At 56.5% G+C, this 15,419-nt stretch carries 20 protein-coding genes and 2 pseudogenes; 15 read left to right on the top strand and 7 right to left on the bottom strand.

From position 1 onward, the window contains the following. The coding region (locus KUF73_RS18960) for a transposase (RefSeq protein WP_218439581.1) at window positions 1–194 on the bottom strand (194 nt) is incomplete at its 3' end. A 56-nt stretch (window positions 195–250) separates the two neighbouring features. Between KUF73_RS18960 and KUF73_RS18955 the strand changes: the two genes are divergently transcribed. From KUF73_RS18955 to KUF73_RS18925, 7 genes and pseudogenes are all read left to right on the top strand, one after another. Beyond that, window positions 251–718 (top strand): Bro-N domain-containing protein, encoded by a 468-nt coding sequence (locus KUF73_RS18955; RefSeq protein WP_256345662.1) that lies wholly within the window; start codon window positions 251–253, stop codon window positions 716–718. A 118-nt stretch (window positions 719–836) separates the two neighbouring features. Next, the gene (locus KUF73_RS18950; protein ID WP_218439580.1) at window positions 837–1,550 is read left to right on the top strand and encodes an HNH endonuclease signature motif containing protein; all 714 of its coding nucleotides are present in this window, start codon (window positions 837–839) and stop codon (window positions 1,548–1,550) included. 186 nt (window positions 1,551–1,736) lie between these two features. Continuing rightward, window positions 1,737–2,924 (top strand): S-type pyocin domain-containing protein, encoded by a 1,188-nt coding sequence (locus KUF73_RS18945; RefSeq protein ID WP_218439579.1) that lies wholly within the window; start codon window positions 1,737–1,739, stop codon window positions 2,922–2,924. Window positions 2,925–2,941: 17 nt separating this feature from the next. After that, window positions 2,942–3,193, top strand: a complete 252-nt coding sequence (locus tag KUF73_RS18940; RefSeq protein ID WP_218439578.1) for a pyocin S6 family toxin immunity protein — start codon at window positions 2,942–2,944, stop codon at window positions 3,191–3,193. Between the two features lie 5 nt (window positions 3,194–3,198). After that, window positions 3,199–3,978: pseudogene (locus KUF73_RS18935) on the top strand (colicin E3/pyocin S6 family cytotoxin); the annotation flags it as partial. Then, the gene (locus tag KUF73_RS18930) at window positions 3,975–4,205 is read left to right on the top strand and encodes a hypothetical protein (RefSeq protein WP_218439577.1); all 231 of its coding nucleotides are present in this window, start codon (window positions 3,975–3,977) and stop codon (window positions 4,203–4,205) included. The pseudogene KUF73_RS18935 and the gene KUF73_RS18930, both read left to right, overlap by 4 nt. A gap of 353 nt (window positions 4,206–4,558) precedes the next feature. Next, window positions 4,559–5,548, top strand: coding sequence for a hypothetical protein (locus KUF73_RS18925; RefSeq protein WP_218439576.1), 990 nt, complete (start codon window positions 4,559–4,561; stop codon window positions 5,546–5,548). Between the two features lie 14 nt (window positions 5,549–5,562). Here KUF73_RS18925 and KUF73_RS18920 read toward each other — a convergent pair whose 3' ends face one another. After that, complete coding sequence (locus tag KUF73_RS18920) at window positions 5,563–6,267, bottom strand: hypothetical protein (RefSeq protein WP_218439575.1); 705 nt, start codon at window positions 6,265–6,267, stop codon at window positions 5,563–5,565. 36 nt (window positions 6,268–6,303) lie between these two features. After that, entirely contained in the window at window positions 6,304–6,435 is a 132-nt protein-coding gene (locus KUF73_RS31440; RefSeq protein WP_256345661.1) for a hypothetical protein, read from the bottom strand. A gap of 250 nt (window positions 6,436–6,685) precedes the next feature. Between KUF73_RS31440 and KUF73_RS18915 the strand changes: the two genes are divergently transcribed. Further along, window positions 6,686–7,003 carry a helix-turn-helix transcriptional regulator gene (locus KUF73_RS18915; RefSeq protein WP_218439574.1) on the top strand — a complete coding sequence of 106 codons (318 nt, stop codon included), beginning with the start codon at window positions 6,686–6,688 and terminating at the stop codon, window positions 7,001–7,003. Between the two features lie 48 nt (window positions 7,004–7,051). Here the strand turns inward: KUF73_RS18915 and KUF73_RS18910 are convergent, their stop codons facing one another. Beyond that, window positions 7,052–8,110, bottom strand: coding sequence for an MBL fold metallo-hydrolase (locus KUF73_RS18910; RefSeq protein ID WP_218439573.1), 1,059 nt, complete (start codon window positions 8,108–8,110; stop codon window positions 7,052–7,054). A gap of 216 nt (window positions 8,111–8,326) precedes the next feature. Here KUF73_RS18910 and KUF73_RS18905 point away from each other — a divergent pair, with 216 nt between their 5' ends. Together KUF73_RS18905 and KUF73_RS18900 are read left to right on the top strand one after the other, a co-directional pair. Continuing rightward, window positions 8,327–8,935, top strand: coding sequence for a TetR/AcrR family transcriptional regulator (locus KUF73_RS18905; protein WP_218439572.1), 609 nt, complete (start codon window positions 8,327–8,329; stop codon window positions 8,933–8,935). A 107-nt stretch (window positions 8,936–9,042) separates the two neighbouring features. Beyond that, complete coding sequence (locus KUF73_RS18900; RefSeq protein WP_218439571.1) at window positions 9,043–9,576, top strand: DUF1003 domain-containing protein; 534 nt, start codon at window positions 9,043–9,045, stop codon at window positions 9,574–9,576. Between the two features lie 6 nt (window positions 9,577–9,582). Here the strand turns inward: KUF73_RS18900 and KUF73_RS18895 are convergent, their stop codons facing one another. After that, window positions 9,583–10,524, bottom strand: coding sequence for a LysR family transcriptional regulator (locus KUF73_RS18895; RefSeq protein ID WP_218439570.1), 942 nt, complete (start codon window positions 10,522–10,524; stop codon window positions 9,583–9,585). A gap of 141 nt (window positions 10,525–10,665) precedes the next feature. On the opposite strand from KUF73_RS18895, the gene KUF73_RS18890 reads away from it, so the two are divergent. Then, a complete protein-coding gene (locus tag KUF73_RS18890) occupies window positions 10,666–11,385 on the top strand; it encodes a CTP synthase (protein WP_218439569.1) in 720 nt (239 codons plus the stop codon). Then, the gene (locus KUF73_RS18885) at window positions 11,382–11,705 is read left to right on the top strand and encodes an antibiotic biosynthesis monooxygenase (protein WP_218439568.1); all 324 of its coding nucleotides are present in this window, start codon (window positions 11,382–11,384) and stop codon (window positions 11,703–11,705) included. Before KUF73_RS18890 ends, KUF73_RS18885 begins: the two co-directional genes overlap by 4 nt. Before the next feature lie 22 nt (window positions 11,706–11,727). Here the strand turns inward: KUF73_RS18885 and KUF73_RS18880 are convergent. After that, a pseudogene (locus KUF73_RS18880) lies at window positions 11,728–11,832 on the bottom strand (DUF2025 family protein); the annotation flags it as partial. 233 nt (window positions 11,833–12,065) lie between these two features. On the opposite strand from KUF73_RS18880, the gene KUF73_RS18875 reads away from it, so the two are divergent. Further along, window positions 12,066–13,193, top strand: coding sequence for a glycerophosphodiester phosphodiesterase (locus KUF73_RS18875; protein ID WP_218439567.1), 1,128 nt, complete (start codon window positions 12,066–12,068; stop codon window positions 13,191–13,193). A 170-nt stretch (window positions 13,194–13,363) separates the two neighbouring features. After that, the gene (locus tag KUF73_RS18870) at window positions 13,364–13,669 is read left to right on the top strand and encodes a PepSY domain-containing protein (RefSeq protein ID WP_218439566.1); all 306 of its coding nucleotides are present in this window, start codon (window positions 13,364–13,366) and stop codon (window positions 13,667–13,669) included. A 70-nt stretch (window positions 13,670–13,739) separates the two neighbouring features. Here the strand turns inward: KUF73_RS18870 and KUF73_RS18865 are convergent, their stop codons facing one another. After that, complete coding sequence (locus KUF73_RS18865; RefSeq protein ID WP_218439565.1) at window positions 13,740–14,180, bottom strand: hypothetical protein; 441 nt, start codon at window positions 14,178–14,180, stop codon at window positions 13,740–13,742. A 208-nt stretch (window positions 14,181–14,388) separates the two neighbouring features. Here KUF73_RS18865 and KUF73_RS18860 point away from each other — a divergent pair, with 208 nt between their 5' ends. Then, entirely contained in the window at window positions 14,389–15,411 is a 1,023-nt protein-coding gene (locus KUF73_RS18860) for a transporter (RefSeq protein ID WP_218439564.1), read from the top strand. Window positions 15,412–15,419 lie beyond the last annotated feature (8 nt).

Below are 15,419 nucleotides of genomic sequence, written 5' to 3'. Positions count from 1 at the left end.
TAAGAGACAGCTCTGATTTCAGGCTGCCAMAGAAACAGCTGATTGGCATTGATGCCGTTGCGCCGAGCGACGACCGACACACTTTGTCCTGGCTCAAGACTCTCGCGAACCATGGCCAGTTTTTGCTCTGGGCTCCAGCGGCGCCGCCGCTCCTGACCCAAAAGCTCCCCACTCTTATCGTTGCTGTTAGTCATAAACATAACCGTTTGCCTATCCCTTATCGTAAGGGGGAAACGGTGTCCTGTCTTTCATGGGGCTCGTTCAGTTCTGCGCCCGCGACCTCGGTCGCCTAATGGGCGTCCACTTGAATGATCGTATGGTCAGCAAACTCGATGAGGATCAAAGGCACACACTGTTAATTCGCTACCACGGCCAATCAGAGCAACGGTTGATGCTTAGCGAGTCTGGTGTGTATGCCTTGTTGGTGTATCACTACGCACCGGGGAATCGGTTGTTACGTGAGTGGTTAACGCATCAGGTTGTCCCGGCCTTGCGTGATGCGTTGCCGTCGGACAATGCCGATCGGCCGATGTTGAGTTTGTTGGATTGGCCGGAGATGTCATTGAGCCTATTGCATTGGCAGGATGAGGGCTGGATACGGCTGCGGGATATGCCGTTGCTACTGCTCAGCCGCACACGGCGGCGGGTGCCGGTGGGTAAGCCTTGGTGGCGGAAGGTTGTGGATGCGTTTCAATCGTCGAAGCATTCGGTGGGTTAGTACCGGTGTCTTTGTAGGATCGTTTGAGTGACGCGTCGCTCTTTTCTGTAGGAATTTTCGTAGACAGTCGTAATAGCCACTCAGTATCGTCCGAGGGTTTTCAACCCTCGGCGATTGTATGGATACGGAAAAGAGCAACAGCGATTGGAGTGATGCGGAGATTCAGGCTGCTGTCGATGCCTATCTCAGCATGCTGTCACGCGAGCAGAGCGGTCAGAAGGTCAATAAAGCTCACGAGAATCGGGTCCTGCGCGAGGGTGCTTTAGCGGGTCGCTCCAAAGGTTCGGTTGAGTTTCGGATGCAGAACATCTCTACCGTGCTGGTCGAACTCGAACGAGATCGTATTGAGGGATACAAACCTGCCAAAAATGTTGGTGCGAATGTGGCGCGTAGCATTCGTGAAGCGCTGAACGCGCCTAGCACCTTAACGCCGGAGGATTTTGCCCCGACCGCTGATGAGGCAACGCTAGAACGACGTGCCGCCAAACTTGAAAAACAACCGCTCGAGGGCGTGCCGAAGGGGATTCTGAAGCCACAACAAGTCCTCGGCTCGGGCAACTCCTTTGTTCGCGATCCTGAGGTTAGAGCTTGGGTGCGGAAAGAGGCTAAGGGTATCTGCGAAGGTTGCGGAAAACCGGCTCCGTTTGAAAAGGATGGTCGGCCGTTTCTTGAGGTTCATCACGTTAAGCATTTGGCGCAGCTTGGATCGGATCGTCCGAGCAATGCTGTGGCGCTTTGCCCAAACTGTCATCGACGTTGTCACCATTCAAGTGATCGCGATGAGTTCACTGTTTCGCTTTATAAGAAGGTGGAGCGGTTGAAGTTTGAGTGATTGAGCCTGGAAAACTTCATAGATACACGAAGGCGGCGAGTCGAGACTCTGCGCCTGCCATCTTGATAAACAGCTACAACTCCTAACATCATTCAAGACGCGTCCTACAGCCTCAACGTGTCCCGTTCGTTAACGTCGCGCAGCCCCTTTTCCGTGGCTGCCGATGGACGAACGAAAGGATGATAAGTGGCTGGCAACAAGGACATTCCGCGGATTAAGAATCCACCCTCTGGTGATGGGCATCACGTCACCTACCGCTACATGACTGCCTCCGAATTAGCCGAGCGGGACGCCAGACAAAAAGCCTACGAAGCCATGTTGGCCAGGCAAGACGCCTTCGAACGTGGGCGTCAGGTCATAGCCGAAAAGCAAAAGCCCACTCAAGCCGGATGTGTCTTCGCCAAGTCCTGCAACCTGCCGGACGCCATCATCAATTATTCGAATCCCTCAGGGATGGTGCCGACCGACAGCCTGAAAGACTACGGCGAACTGATTCTGCTGGGTGCTCGCGAAGCGGATGAATCAGGTGCTGTGCCACTGAAGAAGATCAGTGGCGCGGCGATTCCCGCCGGTTTGGGCTTCCTCGCCTTGGCCGGCTCGGCATTCGCCGCTGTTCCCGTGGCCGCCGCGAGCGCCGTTGCAGCAACACTCGTTGGACTTGTTGCCCTGGTCACACAATCGAATCTGGGCGACAGCTCCCTCTACACCGAAGACCAACTCCGTGCGCTCAAACAGGCCCGCACTCGCGTTCGTCTGCGGGTGGAGCAACAGGCTGACGGCAGCCTCAAGGGATACGGTTTCTACACCGGCAAAAACCGCGATTGGGAAATGGTTGATGTCGTGCAGTTCACCTTGCGTGGCAGCCAGCAGGTGGCTGACCTGGGTGACGGCATTGAACTGATCTGGACACCGGCCGTGGATGGTTCCGACATTCTGGGCATTCCGGCGCTGGAGGCTGCCCCGCAAGCACCGCATATCTGGGTTTACCCGCCGACGAAAGCAGCTGAAAGCATCATCGTGAACCCGGTATATCCGCCGGAGTACAAGGATTTCATTCTGGTGTTTCCGGCGGGGTCACTCGTGAAGCCGGTGTACATCGTCATGAGTATGCCAGGGGATCATAAGTATTACGATGACCCGGAAACCCTTCCTGCCTTCCCCGACACGACCCGCGTGAAATCGAAAGCTTCAGTTCAAGGCGGAGGTAAAAAACGAGCTCGTTGGTTAGACCGTAAAGGGCGAATATATGAGTGGGACTCCAAAAGCGGTGCAGTTGAGATGTACGATAAATTAGGAAACCATCTGGGCGAGTTTAATCATTTAACGGGAGAACGAACAAAGGACGCTAAGCCAGGCAGGAAGACCCCAAAGTGACCCAAGAGAGAAAAAACATGCGCTATCTTTCCATCACCGGCTTTTATCCCGATGAGAAGCAGGACGATACATTGCAATTCGAACTGGCTCTAAAAAATTACGAGCTCAACCAGATTCTGGCTCAACTGACTGAGTCAAAAACCCTCGAAGAATTAGAGCCCGGTGAACTGCAACTTACTGAACATCAAGTCAGGCAGATTGCAGATTTACTCAAAATTGATTTCCCAGAGGGACTGGAATACTTCATCGGAACACGCGCAGGCACCTAGACAAATCCGGCTCGGCATTCGCCGCGGTTCCCGTGGCCGCCGCGAGCGCCGTTGCAGCAACACTCGTTGGTCTTGTTGCCCTGGTCACACAATCGAATCTGGGCGACAGCTCGCTATACACCGAAGACCAACTCCGTGCGCTCAAACAGGCCCGCACTCGCGTTCGTCTGCGGGTGGAGCAACAGGCTGACGGCAGCCTCAAGGGATATGGTTTCTACACCGGTAAAAATCGCGATTGGGAAATGGTTGATGTCGTGCAGTTCACCTTGCTTGGCAGCCAGCAGGTGGCTGACCTGGGTGACGGCATTGAACTGATCTGGACACCGGCCGTGGATGGTTCCGACATCCTGGGCATTCCGGCGCTGGAGGCCGCCCCGCAAGCACCGCATATCTGGGTTTACCCGCCGACGAAAGCAGCTGAAAGCATCATCGTGAACCCGGTATATCCGCCGGAGTACAAGGATTTCATTCTGGTGTTTCCGGCTGAATCAGGGATTAGGCCGGTATATGTTGTGGTGAGTGTTGCTGACCACAATTATCATCCCGCACCGAAGGGGCTAGTTGCCTTTCCCGATGCAACGAGAGCGAAACGCAAGACCCCACTAAAAGGCGGCGGTGGCCTTCGAAAACGATGGAAAACGTCAAAAGGGACAATTTTTGAATGGGACTCGCAGCACGGCACTGTGGAGATGTACGACAAACGCGGCCGCCATCTCGGAGAATATGATCCGACTACTGGCAAGCAAACCAAACCCGCAGACAACTCTAGGAGTGTGGAACCATGATTTATGTAATCGAAGCCTTTCACAAACATAACGAACTGCTGGCATTCGAAGTGGAGCTACCGACTGGGCACGACCAGGAAATTAAAAACATCATGGGTTGGACTGCTGAGCAGCACGGATGGGAGGGATACAACCTTACGGACGAGCAGCTTGGAGCCTTGGAGGCTTTACTCGAGAAAAAAGTGTATGACGCAGCCTACCTATTTCAACTTAGCTGCAACGCTTGAATATATGAATGGGACTACAAAAGTAATGCTGTGGAAAAATACGACAAACTCGGTGCATATTTACTTGTATCCGTTCATTCATATAGCACCTCCATGGAGTTGGCCACGCTAGATGAAGGCTGAGATTTTCGATAGGCATGGCGAGCCGGCTCTTGGCGGTGTTCCGTTGCACGTTGCGAACGATGGTGCGTAGAACCAGATACTCAGTGGCGTGCTTGGGTTTTTCGCGAGCAAGCTCGCTCCTACAGATTCGGTGGATTGCTGCGGGTTTTGTGGTGTGTTGAAAACAGTCAGTGCAACTCGCCCCGGCTCCCGCTATTAATACCATCCCCCCTCAAGGACCCGAGCCCAGCATGAAATTCGACCTCGCCTACTGCCTCAGCCTTGATGAAAAACTGTCGATCTATGACGTGCGCGATTTGAATTTCGACGAGACGATGGTGTTCAATTCCGCCAAGGAACATTTCCAATGTCCCAATGACGCATGCAGGGCAGCCTTCGATGCAGCAAATGTATTGACGACGTTCAACGCCAAAAACGTGAATTACATCCGCACCCCGCACTTCAAGAACACGCCCAGCACCCGGCATGTGGCGGATTGTCCTTATGTCAGTCTCAAGACGCCGGCGTCGGGCGTGGACGCGGACGGTGCGGAAACGGATGACAGTCGCGAGGAGCATTTCCCGTCGGAGTTGTTACTGACTCGGCGTGAGTATGTGCGCAAGCCGTCGAGCCCGGCGGTGGCTGCGGACATTGCGCGCGATGAGCCACGAACGCCGTCAGCGGCCAGTGATGCCGAGCACCCGAGCGGTGATTCGGCGCCGGACAAGACCAGCATCTTCGCCCACCCTGTGGAGTGTTTTGTCTCGAACTTCGAGGACAAGGAGTTGCTCAAGCGTATGCCGCTCAAAATTGGCGAGCACACGGCGTCTTACGCTTCGTTCTTCAAAAAGATCGAATACCTGTCGGATAACAAGGGGCTGATTTACTGGGGCAAGATCAAGGAGATCAAGGATTACACCCAGAGCTTTCGCATCGATTTCGAACAGAAGGTTTGGTTCAAGCAAGCGCACGAGGCGAAGAAGAAGCCGTATTCGGTCAACGTTTACCTGAGCAAGAAGTTGATCGACACCTACCGCAAGCGCAAGGCGTTTCTGGAGGAGATCAAGCACGCCATCGAGAGTGAACGTGAGTTGTTTTGCTTTTTCTATGGTGTGACGCCGGAGTTGAAGCAGGTGCCGAGCAAGAAAAACCCCGAGCAAACGTTCGGGGTGTTCAGTGCCAACATCGAGAATCTGGATCACTTTATCGTGCGGGAGGCACCGGGGTTGGCGGATAAATAACTCGAGTTGGCGAGTTAGTCCGGCGGCTGATCCTGCATCGCGTGGGCGGCTTCCAAGCCATGTATTTCCTGCCTTACTTCTTCTCGTCGATTGCGTGCGGCCTCGATGCCAGGTTCGTCGAGACGGCAGTATTGACGCAACCAGTGAGCCACCATTTCTTCGTCCGGGACCAGATAACCTTTGGCGCTTTTGTTGCCTCTGATGAAAGCGTTAATCTTCGCGTCGAAGCGACCCGCAGTGAACTCATCCGGTGGTAGACAGCCCCACTCTGCAGCGTAATCCTGAAAGATCCAGGACATTTCGCTCAGATGGCCTTGCGCACTACGATGACCGCGCTTGTACAGTCGGTGGTGGCGATTGCTTTCGTTGAATCGCTCCAACATGGCGTCATGATTGATCCACTGCAGGACGTCATGGTGCAGCGCATCACGCATCAATCCGTAGATCCAGCGATCAACAAAGCGCTGGATAAAACCTTCAGTGTCAGCCTTTTTTGCATCGGCGAAAATCATGCAATAACGGGTCTGGATATGAATCGCGAACGACACATGTTTGCGGTGAACAGTAATGGCGTGAACCAGCCATTGTTCGGCGAATTCACCGGTCTGATCGTCCTCAATAACGGGCGATGGCGGTTTTTCCACCGGAGTGATCTTTTTACCCTTGTGCACGCGGCTGAAGAAATTGCTCGCCGCTTCGGTGCAGTTGAAAATCAACATCCTGGTTCTCTGGTAGAGGCTGGTTAAAAGCGGTTGTCAGTCCTGCCGCACGATCTCGTCGACCCACTCAAGCTTATAGGGCCGACGACCAACATCCGAGATGTAGTCCAACACCTCTTCGCTGAGGACTGATAACTCTGCGTCGGTCAGCAAATCATGCATCATCATCAACCTCAAACCCATGAGCGCATTGGAACGGGATTGACTGTTTGAAGGGTGTTGCCGCTAATTCTTGCGAAAACCCTTTCTGATTCCAACCCTGCTTGATCCTATTCCGTCGCAAAATTTGGCAGACACCGTCCGTCCGGTCGTATGGGGCGAATCAGAAAAAATCAAAAATGCATTTGATTCGGGCTCAAAACAACTGTACAAAAACACAGTATATTTTGCATCCACACTCTCGAGCCCGGAGAACACCATGGCCTCTCAAGCGATGAAAATCACCCTGGAACGTATCGCCCTCTTCCAATTCACCCCGGCCCACTGCGCCCAGGCCCGAGCGATGCTGGGCTGGAGTGTGGAAGAGCTGGCGCTGGAGGCCGGGGTTTCCCTGGACGCCATTCAGCGCTTCGAGGCCAAGCGTGATGTGCTGGATGTCACCCGCCTGGCGTTGGCGTATCGGTTTGAATCGGAGGGGCTGGTGTTCTTCCCGGGGTTTGCGCCGGGGCGCGGGATGAATGTGAAGGGGACTACGCCGAATCCGGTGGGGCGGGCGGATTTTGCGATGGTTGAGTGATGGTTCTGCACGGGCCGCGTTTATGGCAAGCGGCCCGGCTTCCATGCATCAGGTATTCGAAACCGCCACCCGATCAGTCTCCCCTTCCACCGCCAACCACCAAGCACCACCGCGCTGCGGATACATCAGGTTAAACGCCTCACCCATCTGCGGCGTGGTGATGGAAACACTACGTTCCCAAGCCAAAGCCAGGATGCGATCGAAGGGTTCGTACCAGGCATGCATCGACAAATCGAACGTGCCGTTGTGAATCGGCAATAGCCAGCGGCCCTTGAGATCGATGTGGGCTTGCAGGGTTTGTTCGGGTTGCATGTGCACGTGTGGCCATTCGACGTTGTAGGCACCGGTTTCCATGAGGGTCACGTCGAATGGGCCATATTGTTCGCCGATGCGTTTGAAGCCGTCGAAGTAGCCGCTGTCGCCGCTGAAGAAGATGCGGGTGTCGCCGTCGATCATCACCCACGAAGCCCAGAGTGTGCTGTTGCCGTCGAACAGGCCACGGCCGGAGAAGTGTTGTGAAGGGGTGGCGATGAAGCGGATGCCTTCGACTTCGGTGTCCTGCCACCAATCCAGTTGCCGGACTTTGCTGGCGTCGATGCCCCATTTGATCAGGGTGTCGCCGACGCCCAGCGGAGTGAGGAAGTATTGGGTCTTGTCGGCGATTTTCAGCACCGCTTCATAGTCGAGGTGATCGTAGTGGTCGTGGGAAAGGATTACCGCTTCAATCGGTGGCAATTCGTCCAGGCCGATCGGCGGCTGATGGAAACGCTTGGGGCCGGCCCATTGCACCGGCGAGGCACGCTCGGCGAAGACTGGGTCGGTGATCCAGAATTTATCCCGAAGCTTGAGCAGGACCGTGGAATGGCCCAGGCGGTAGACGCTGTGGTTGGGCGCGGCAATCAGCGCCGCTTGCGTCAGAGGTTGCACCGGGATCGGAGCACTCGGACGCGTGTCGCGTGGCTTGTGGAAAATGACGTTCCACAGGATGCGCAGGGTTTTGCGAAAGCCTTCGCGCTTCACAGGCGCATGGTTTCTAAAACTACCTTCGGCTTGGTGGGATGCTTCAGGCGTGGAGGCGTTGTCCGCCGGGGAAGTTGAGTTGGCCATGACTGAATGACTCCAGAAAAACCGCAGCGCTCGCAGTTTTTCACGGTGGGACGATAAATGGCCAAGGCACGCACGCATTAGCCGAACACTCTATTTTTGACCGGGCAGGATTAACAAAACATTACACTGCACAGTGTAGTTTCTAGGTTGCATCAAAGCCGATGACAAGTAAACTACCAAGTGTAATTTTCATCTCTCCTCTGCCGAAGCGTATTTATGACAGTTCCACAGCGCCTCACCGACCGAAAACGCGAAGCCATCATTCAGGCGGCGATTGCCGAATTCCGTGCCAACGGCTTCGACATCACGAGCATGGACAAGATCGCGGCCACTGCCGGCGTGTCGAAGCGAACGGTGTACAACCATTTCCCCAGCAAGGAAGAGTTGTTCGCCGAGATTCTCAATCAATTGTGGGCGCGATTGACGGCAGAACAGGAAACGCCCTACCGCTCCGATATGGCGTTGCGCGACCAGTTACGCCCACTACTGACAACCAAGCTGCAAATGCTGGGCGATGACAATTTTCTGGACTTGGCGCGGGTGGCTATTGCAGCGACGATTCATTCCCCTGAGCGCGCGCAGAACATGGTCGCCCGTATGGGTGAACGCGAAGAAGGCCTGACCGTTTGGATTCGCGCAGCCCAGGCCGATGGTCGATTGAAACCGGTCGCTCCTGAATTTGCTGCACAACAAGTGCAGGGGTTACTCAAATCCTTTGCGTTTTGGCCGCAGATTTCCATGGGAATGCCGGCTTTGACCTCCGAGGTTCAGCGCACTGTCGTGGAGTCCGCGCTGGACATGTTCCTGGCCTGCTATCAGCTGTAATAAATGACATTGTCGACCGCTGTGAAATGAATACTGCAATGTGTTTCAGAATGAAACTGGCGTCGGGGCTATAGTGGCCTAAGTCCCACCGCTATGCAGAGAGCATCATGACTACCACACCCAGCGATACCGCCGCCCCCGTCGATCACCTGCGTTTCCATCGTCCTCACGCTCACTTGGCGCCGACATTCGGCAATGACAAATTTGCCCTGCGTGCCGAAGCCTTTGCTCGGTTCTTCGGCACGCCGACTTTTCTAGGGGCGCAGACGCTGATTGTTGTGCTCTGGGTGTGCCTCAACATCGCCGGTGTTACCCACTTTGATGTGTATCCGTTCATCCTGCTTAACCTGGCGTTCAGCTTGCAATCGGCGTATGCCGCGCCGCTGATTCTGCTGGCCCAGACCCGTCAGGCGGCGCGGGACAAAGCGCAGTCCGATGCCGATGCGCAGCACCGCGAAGCGCTGGCAGTGGCCAACACCGAACGTCAGGCGCAAGCGGCGCACAACTCCGCACAGTTGCTGGAGTTGCTTGAGCAAAACACCCGCCTGACAGAGATGACCAAGGCCCTTACCGAACGCATCGAGAACCTGACCACGGAGATGCATCAGCAATTTGTACGCAAGGAAGAGCCGAAAGCCTAAGCGACTTCACGGCAATTTCAGTGCGCGCCCCAATTCGTCGAACAGCGTAACGACCGAACGCAACGCCCGACAATCCGGACGAGTGAGCAACCACAACGCAGTGTCGTAACCGTGCAGCGGTTCGCCCAGCGGCTGCAATCCATCGCCGATCAAAAAGTCCGGCAACGCCGCCACTCCCAACCCTGCCCGTACCAGTTCGGTGACCGACAACATGCTGTTGCAGCGATACCCCGGCGTCACACCCGGCAACGCTTGACGGCGCCAGGCGATGGTTGGGTGATCGGGCAAAAAGTCGTCCGGGGCGATCCAGGTGAGTGAGGCCAGATCATTGGCGTCGACCGATTTCAGATAACGTTCGCTGGCGCATACCCGATATGAAACATCCGCCAGACGCCGCCCCACCAAATGTTCGGGCGGTGTGCGGGTCAAGCGCAGAGCAATGTCTGCGTCTCGACGGCGAAGGTTGGCGAAGTCGTTGGAGGTACTCAGTTCAATGGTCAGCGCTGGATAGTTGGGCATGAACTGCGCCAGCGCCGGCAACAGCAAGCCTTGCAGGACTGAATCAGTGCAGGTCAGGCGCACGGTGCCGCTGATGACTTCGCCGCCCTGCTCTACGCCAATGCGCGCCGCTTCCAACGCTTGTTCGGCGCGCTCCGCTTGCTCGGCCAAGGTCTGCGCCAGCGTCGTTGGCAAGTAACCGGCGCGACTCTTTTCGAATAACTGCTGCCCGAGCGCCGCTTCCAGCCTGCGAACGGCGCGGAACACCGTCGAGACATCCACTTTCAACAGCGCCGAGGCCCGGGACAGAGAGCCGCCGCGCACCAAAGCGAGAATCAGCGCCAGGTCCGGGTAGTCCAGTCGATAGTGCACAGCTGCATTGATCACTTGGGAAAACGCCAATATTGAGTGCGTGAACGCCAATTTATAGTGGGCACCAGAAACGAACAACCCAACTGCATAAATTGCAGGTGGCGAGGGGGCTTGCTCCCGTCCGACTGCGCAGCAGTTGCGGTAATTAAGGCCGCTTCGCAGCCCAGCGGGAGCAAGCTCCCTCGCCACAAAAAGCATCGTCGCCCGAAGGAAAATCGCATGGATACCGCATCGCCTGAGTCAAACATCCGCATCGCCCTGATCGGCGACTACGACCCACAAGTCACCGCCCACCAGGCCATTCCAGTCGCCCTCGAAATGGCCGCCGAATACAGCGGCCTGAACGTGCAAGGTCAATGGCTGGCTACCGACAGCATCAACGCTGTCACCCCACTGGCTGGGTTCGACGGTTTCTGGTGCGTGCCCGCCAGCCCTTACCGCGACATGGACGGCGCGTTGCGGGCAATTCGTTTTGCTCGTGAACAACGAAGACCTTTCCTCGGGACCTGCGGCGGCTTTCAACACGCGGTATTGGAATATGCGCGCAACGTACTCGGTTGGTCGGATGCCGAACACGGCGAGACATCACCCGACGCGGCACGGGCATTGATTACGCCGCTGGCGTGTTCGCTGGTGGAAGCCGTCGACAGCATTCATTTGGTTGAAGGCTCGTTGATCGCCAAGGCGTACGAAACCTCCGAGATCCGTGAAGGGTATCGCTGCAGCTACGGTGTGAATCCTGAGTTCGAGCGTGAGCTGCTCAAACATGAGCTTCACAGTGTCGGTCACGACTCGGCGCAGGGCTTGCGTGCGCTGGAACTCAGCGATCATCCGTTCTTCATCGCCACGCTGTTTCAGCCAGAACGCGCCGCGCTCGAGGGTATCTTGCCACCGCTGGTGCGGGCGTTGATCGAAGCCTGTGCGAGGCCAAAACCATGACCGCCAACACTCCGCCCACGCCTTACTACGCGGTGATCTTCACCTCGCTGCGCACCGAGGGTGACCAGGGTTATGCCGAGGCGGCCGAGCGCATGGTCGAGCTGGCGCGTGAACAGCCGGGGTTTCTGGGAGTGGAGTCGGCGCGAGGCGATGACGGATTGGGAATTACTGTGTCGTACTGGATTAGCGAGGCGGCGATTCTGGCGTGGAAGCATCATCCGCAGCACAGTGCGATTCGTGAGCGGGGGCGGTCGACGTGGTATTCGCGGTGTCATACGCGGGTGTGCAAAGTTGAGCGGGCTTATGAGTTCAAGCTGTAGTTGATGCTGTGTTTTTTAGACCGTCTTCGCTGAAACGAACGATGTAATGGCCGGTTTTGCGATTGAGGCCGACGAAGCCTTTGAGTTGGTCGGCGGCCTGGCAGATGTGCTGGGAAGTGATGCGCATGGAAACCTCACAAGGGGTCGTCAAGGACCGGTGATCGATGGTTTACACGCGAGGTGGGCGAGTGGAATTCCCTCTGCCGGGGAAGTTGCCGAGGCCAAGAGTAATGCAAAGAACCGCACAAATGCGCTGAAAAAATCTGCTACCGGCAGTTTATGTCGGTCTGGCGATAGCGCCTGTCACGCTCAGTTGCTAAAAGAGATGTCTTCGTAAACCATCGCGAAAGGATCTCGACCATGCCCGCAAACTTCAGCAAAAGCGTCCTGCTGCTGAGCCTGCTGCTCGGCCTTGGCCAGGCGCAGGCCGCCACCGAGCCCAACCCAACTGCGCTGGCCGCCAGTTTGGGCATCCCGCACCCGGCAGTGATTGCCCATCGTGGCGCATCTTTTGACGCACCGGAGTCAACCGCCGCCGCTTATAAAACAGCCCGCGACCTCGGCGCCGATTACCTGGAGATGGACCTGCAACGCAGCAAGGATGGCGTGCTGTTTGCCCTGCATGACAACAAGCTGCAACGCACCACTGACGTCGCGACAAAATTCCCCGAACGCAAGGACAGTCCCGCCAACGCGTTCACCCTCGCCGAACTGAAAACCCTGGATGCCGGCAGCTGGTTCAACACGGCTTACCCGGATCGCGCCCGGCCCGCGTTTGTCGGCCTGAAAATCCTTACCCTCGATGAAATCATCGACATCGCCGAGGGCAATCCGCTGCATAAGCCAGGTCTTTACATTGAAACCAAAGAGCCCAAGCAGTTTCCCGGCATTGAACGCGATCTCAAGGACAAACTTCAGGCGCGCGGCTGGTTGATCCCGGCGGATTCGAAACCGGCGAATAGCGAGCTGGCGGTCGGTCAGGGCCACGGCAAGGTGGTGCTGCAAACCTTCGAGAAGAGCAGCCTCGAATTGCTGCAAAAAGAAATGCCTCAGGTGCCGAAGGTCCTGCTGCTGTGGGTTGGCGAAGGCAGTATCGAGCCTGAATCCAGGGTGAGCTTTGCCGATTCTGGCGAGCAGGACAAAGCGGCTTATTACGCCAAACAGCAACCGAAGGACAAAGCTGAATTCCAGCAATGGATTGACTACGCCAAGGCCCAGGGCGCAATCGGCACCGGCCCGTCCGCTGCGCTGACCCAAGGTGGCGATCAGAGTTACACCGACCTGGTGAAACCGTGGATGAACCAGTACACCCATGATCAGGGAATGCTGGTGCACGTTTACACCGTCGACGATGCAGTGGATTACCAGAAGGTCATGGAAGCTGGCGTTGACGGCATCTTCACCAACCGCGCCAGCGAGTTGTTGAAGTTTTATAAACGACCGGCGGCGGCGAGTGTCGGACAGGTGCTGCAAAATAATGGGTTTTGATTGGGTGCATGACACAGCACCGAGTCGACCCTATCGCGGGCAAGCCACGCTCCCACAGGTGCTGCATCGCTCGCGATGACAGTGGTGCAGGCATCGTTAATTTAAGGGTGGATTAAGTTACGCCAGCTAACCTGATCTCACTTAAACAGCTCGCCCAAGGAAAGAAGCCCATGAAAACCCTGACTGCCCTATTCACCGCCGCGACCCTGACCCTCACCGCTGGTTTGGCCCAGGCTCACGACGTTCCCGTCGACCAGATTCCTCAACTGGTCAAGGATGGCAAGATCAAGCCACTGGAAGAACTGAACCAGATCGTGCTGAAACTGCATCCGGGGGCCACGATCACCGACAGCGACCTGGATAAACATTCCAATCTCTATGAGTACGAAGTCGAACTGCGCGATGCCAAGGGTGTTGAATGGGATGTGGATTTGAACGCCGCCACCGGTGAAGTCCTGAAAAACAAACAGGACTGATGCACGCAGCAAAAAAGCCGTACGATTTTCGGATCGTGCGGCTTTTTTGCATCTGCTGTCATTCGATGGGTCAGGCTGAAGTACTGACCAAAGACCCGGACGTGCTGCCGCCCTCATTCTGCAATGCCTGCAACAGCGAGGCCGTGGCGGTTTGTAACGAGGCGGATGTCGATGCGATTTGCGACTGAGCGGCCGCCACATCGGCAGCCTTGGCATCTTCGCTTTCCTGCTTGGCCTGGGCGGCCTGCAGTTGCTGCTGTTGTTCCTGCAACTGCTTTTGCAGCTCGGCGATCTGCTTGCGCAGTGCCTTCACCGAATCGGATTCTTCACTGCTGCTGGAACTGCTGCCACCTGCCGCAGGTGCGCCACCGGCGGACACCTTGGTGCTGTCGGTGGATGCCGTGGTCGTTGCCGTCGTCGTCGACGTGTCTTCAGTGTTCTTAGCGTTGGTCGAAGTGGTCGATGTGCTCGACAGCGGCTGGGTGATCGATACGGATGTGATGCTGACCATGGGCGGTCTCCAATGTGGTTCGACGTTTCCCATCATCGACAGACCCTGACCGCGCTTGAGATCGACTGTGTAGCCATTCGGCCTCAACACCGATACATACCCGCGACCCCGTCACCAGATCGTCACAAAACGGTCAAACAGTCTTGCGATGATGCGGCTCAAGTGAACCTGTAAAACCCGCGACAGGCGCCTTCCCTTGCGAGCTCCCATGAATCACAGCATCGATCAAAGCCATCGCGACCCGGACCTGTTCGGCCTGCTTTACGGTTTCAGTTTTCGCCCCGGTGAACGGGGTCGAGAGATTGACTCGGCCAAGGCTCTGCAGATCCTGCAACAACCGGACGACAGCGACGAATTCCTCTGGCTGCACCTGAACCTCGCCCATGCCGCGTGCGAGCGCTGGATGAAAAGCCATCTGGAATTGCCCGACGAGTTTTTCGAAGCCTTGCATGAAGGTTCACGCTCGACGCGCATCGAGCATGTCGATTCGGCGCTGTTGGCGGTGGTCAACGACGTGGTGTTCAACCTCAGCAGCATGGTTTCGTCGGATGTCTCGACGCTGTGGGTGTGTGCGCGCAGTCGGCTGATCATCAGCGCACGCCTGCAGCCGCTGCACTCGGTGGACAAGTTGCGTTCGTCAGTGAAGGCCGGCGAGTGCTTTCGCTCACCGTTGGAATTGCTGGTGCACCTGCTGCGCGATCAGGGCGAAGTGCTGACGCAGATCGTGCGCAAAACCAGCCTGAGCGTGGACCAGATCGAAGATGAGTTGCTGTCCTCACGTTTGTCGACCAATCGCGCCGAGCTAGGTGCCAACCGCCGGGTGCTGGTGCGCCTGCAACGTCTGTTGGCGCTGGAGCCGGGGTCGTTGCTGCGCCTGCTTAACCGACCGCCGCCATGGCTGCAAAAGGAAGACGTGAAGGAGCTGCGCAAGTCCACCGAGGAGTTCGCGCTGATCATCAACGACCTGACGGCACTGGGCGAACGGATCAAGCTGTTGCAGGAAGAAATCGCCGCCAACCTCAACGAACAAAGCAACCGCACGCTGTTTACGTTGACCGTGGTGACGGTGCTGGCGCTGCCGATCAACATCATCGCCGGTTTCTTTGGCATGAACGTTGGTGGGGTGCCGCTTTCCCAAGACCCGGAAGGGTTCTGGATTCTGGTGGCATTAGTGGCGACGTTTACGTTGATTGCCGGGCGGTGGGCGTTTCGCAAGCGCGGGGATTATTAGGATCAACA

Source organism: Pseudomonas sp. PD9R (assembly GCF_019200975.1).
GTDB lineage: Bacteria > Pseudomonadota > Gammaproteobacteria > Pseudomonadales > Pseudomonadaceae > Aquipseudomonas.
Note: the sequence above shows the minus strand (reverse complement) of the source record. Positions and strands in the feature narration are given on the sequence as shown.

Bases quoted from the DNA above. Each gene is read 5' to 3' on its own strand.
- KUF73_RS18955 (WP_256345662.1), top strand. From the start codon at position 251: ATGGGGCTCGTTCAGTTCTGCGCCCGCGACCTCGGTCGCCTAATGGGC.
- KUF73_RS18950 (WP_218439580.1), top strand. From the start codon at position 837: ATGGATACGGAAAAGAGCAACAGCGATTGGAGTGATGCGGAGATTCAG.
- KUF73_RS18940 (WP_218439578.1), top strand. From the start codon at position 2,942: ATGCGCTATCTTTCCATCACCGGCTTTTATCCCGATGAGAAGCAGGAC.
- KUF73_RS18930 (WP_218439577.1), top strand. From the start codon at position 3,975: ATGATTTATGTAATCGAAGCCTTTCACAAACATAACGAACTGCTGGCA.
- KUF73_RS18925 (WP_218439576.1), top strand. From the start codon at position 4,559: ATGAAATTCGACCTCGCCTACTGCCTCAGCCTTGATGAAAAACTGTCG.
- KUF73_RS18920 (WP_218439575.1), bottom strand. From the start codon at position 6,267: ATGTTGATTTTCAACTGCACCGAAGCGGCGAGCAATTTCTTCAGCCGC.
- KUF73_RS31440 (WP_256345661.1), bottom strand. From the start codon at position 6,435: ATGATGATGCATGATTTGCTGACCGACGCAGAGTTATCAGTCCTCAGC.
- KUF73_RS18915 (WP_218439574.1), top strand. From the start codon at position 6,686: ATGGCCTCTCAAGCGATGAAAATCACCCTGGAACGTATCGCCCTCTTC.
- KUF73_RS18910 (WP_218439573.1), bottom strand. From the start codon at position 8,110: ATGGCCAACTCAACTTCCCCGGCGGACAACGCCTCCACGCCTGAAGCA.
- KUF73_RS18905 (WP_218439572.1), top strand. From the start codon at position 8,327: ATGACAGTTCCACAGCGCCTCACCGACCGAAAACGCGAAGCCATCATT.
- KUF73_RS18900 (WP_218439571.1), top strand. From the start codon at position 9,043: ATGACTACCACACCCAGCGATACCGCCGCCCCCGTCGATCACCTGCGT.
- KUF73_RS18890 (WP_218439569.1), top strand. From the start codon at position 10,666: ATGGATACCGCATCGCCTGAGTCAAACATCCGCATCGCCCTGATCGGC.
- KUF73_RS18885 (WP_218439568.1), top strand. From the start codon at position 11,382: ATGACCGCCAACACTCCGCCCACGCCTTACTACGCGGTGATCTTCACC.
- KUF73_RS18875 (WP_218439567.1), top strand. From the start codon at position 12,066: ATGCCCGCAAACTTCAGCAAAAGCGTCCTGCTGCTGAGCCTGCTGCTC.
- KUF73_RS18870 (WP_218439566.1), top strand. From the start codon at position 13,364: ATGAAAACCCTGACTGCCCTATTCACCGCCGCGACCCTGACCCTCACC.
- KUF73_RS18865 (WP_218439565.1), bottom strand. From the start codon at position 14,180: ATGGTCAGCATCACATCCGTATCGATCACCCAGCCGCTGTCGAGCACA.
- KUF73_RS18860 (WP_218439564.1), top strand. From the start codon at position 14,389: ATGAATCACAGCATCGATCAAAGCCATCGCGACCCGGACCTGTTCGGC.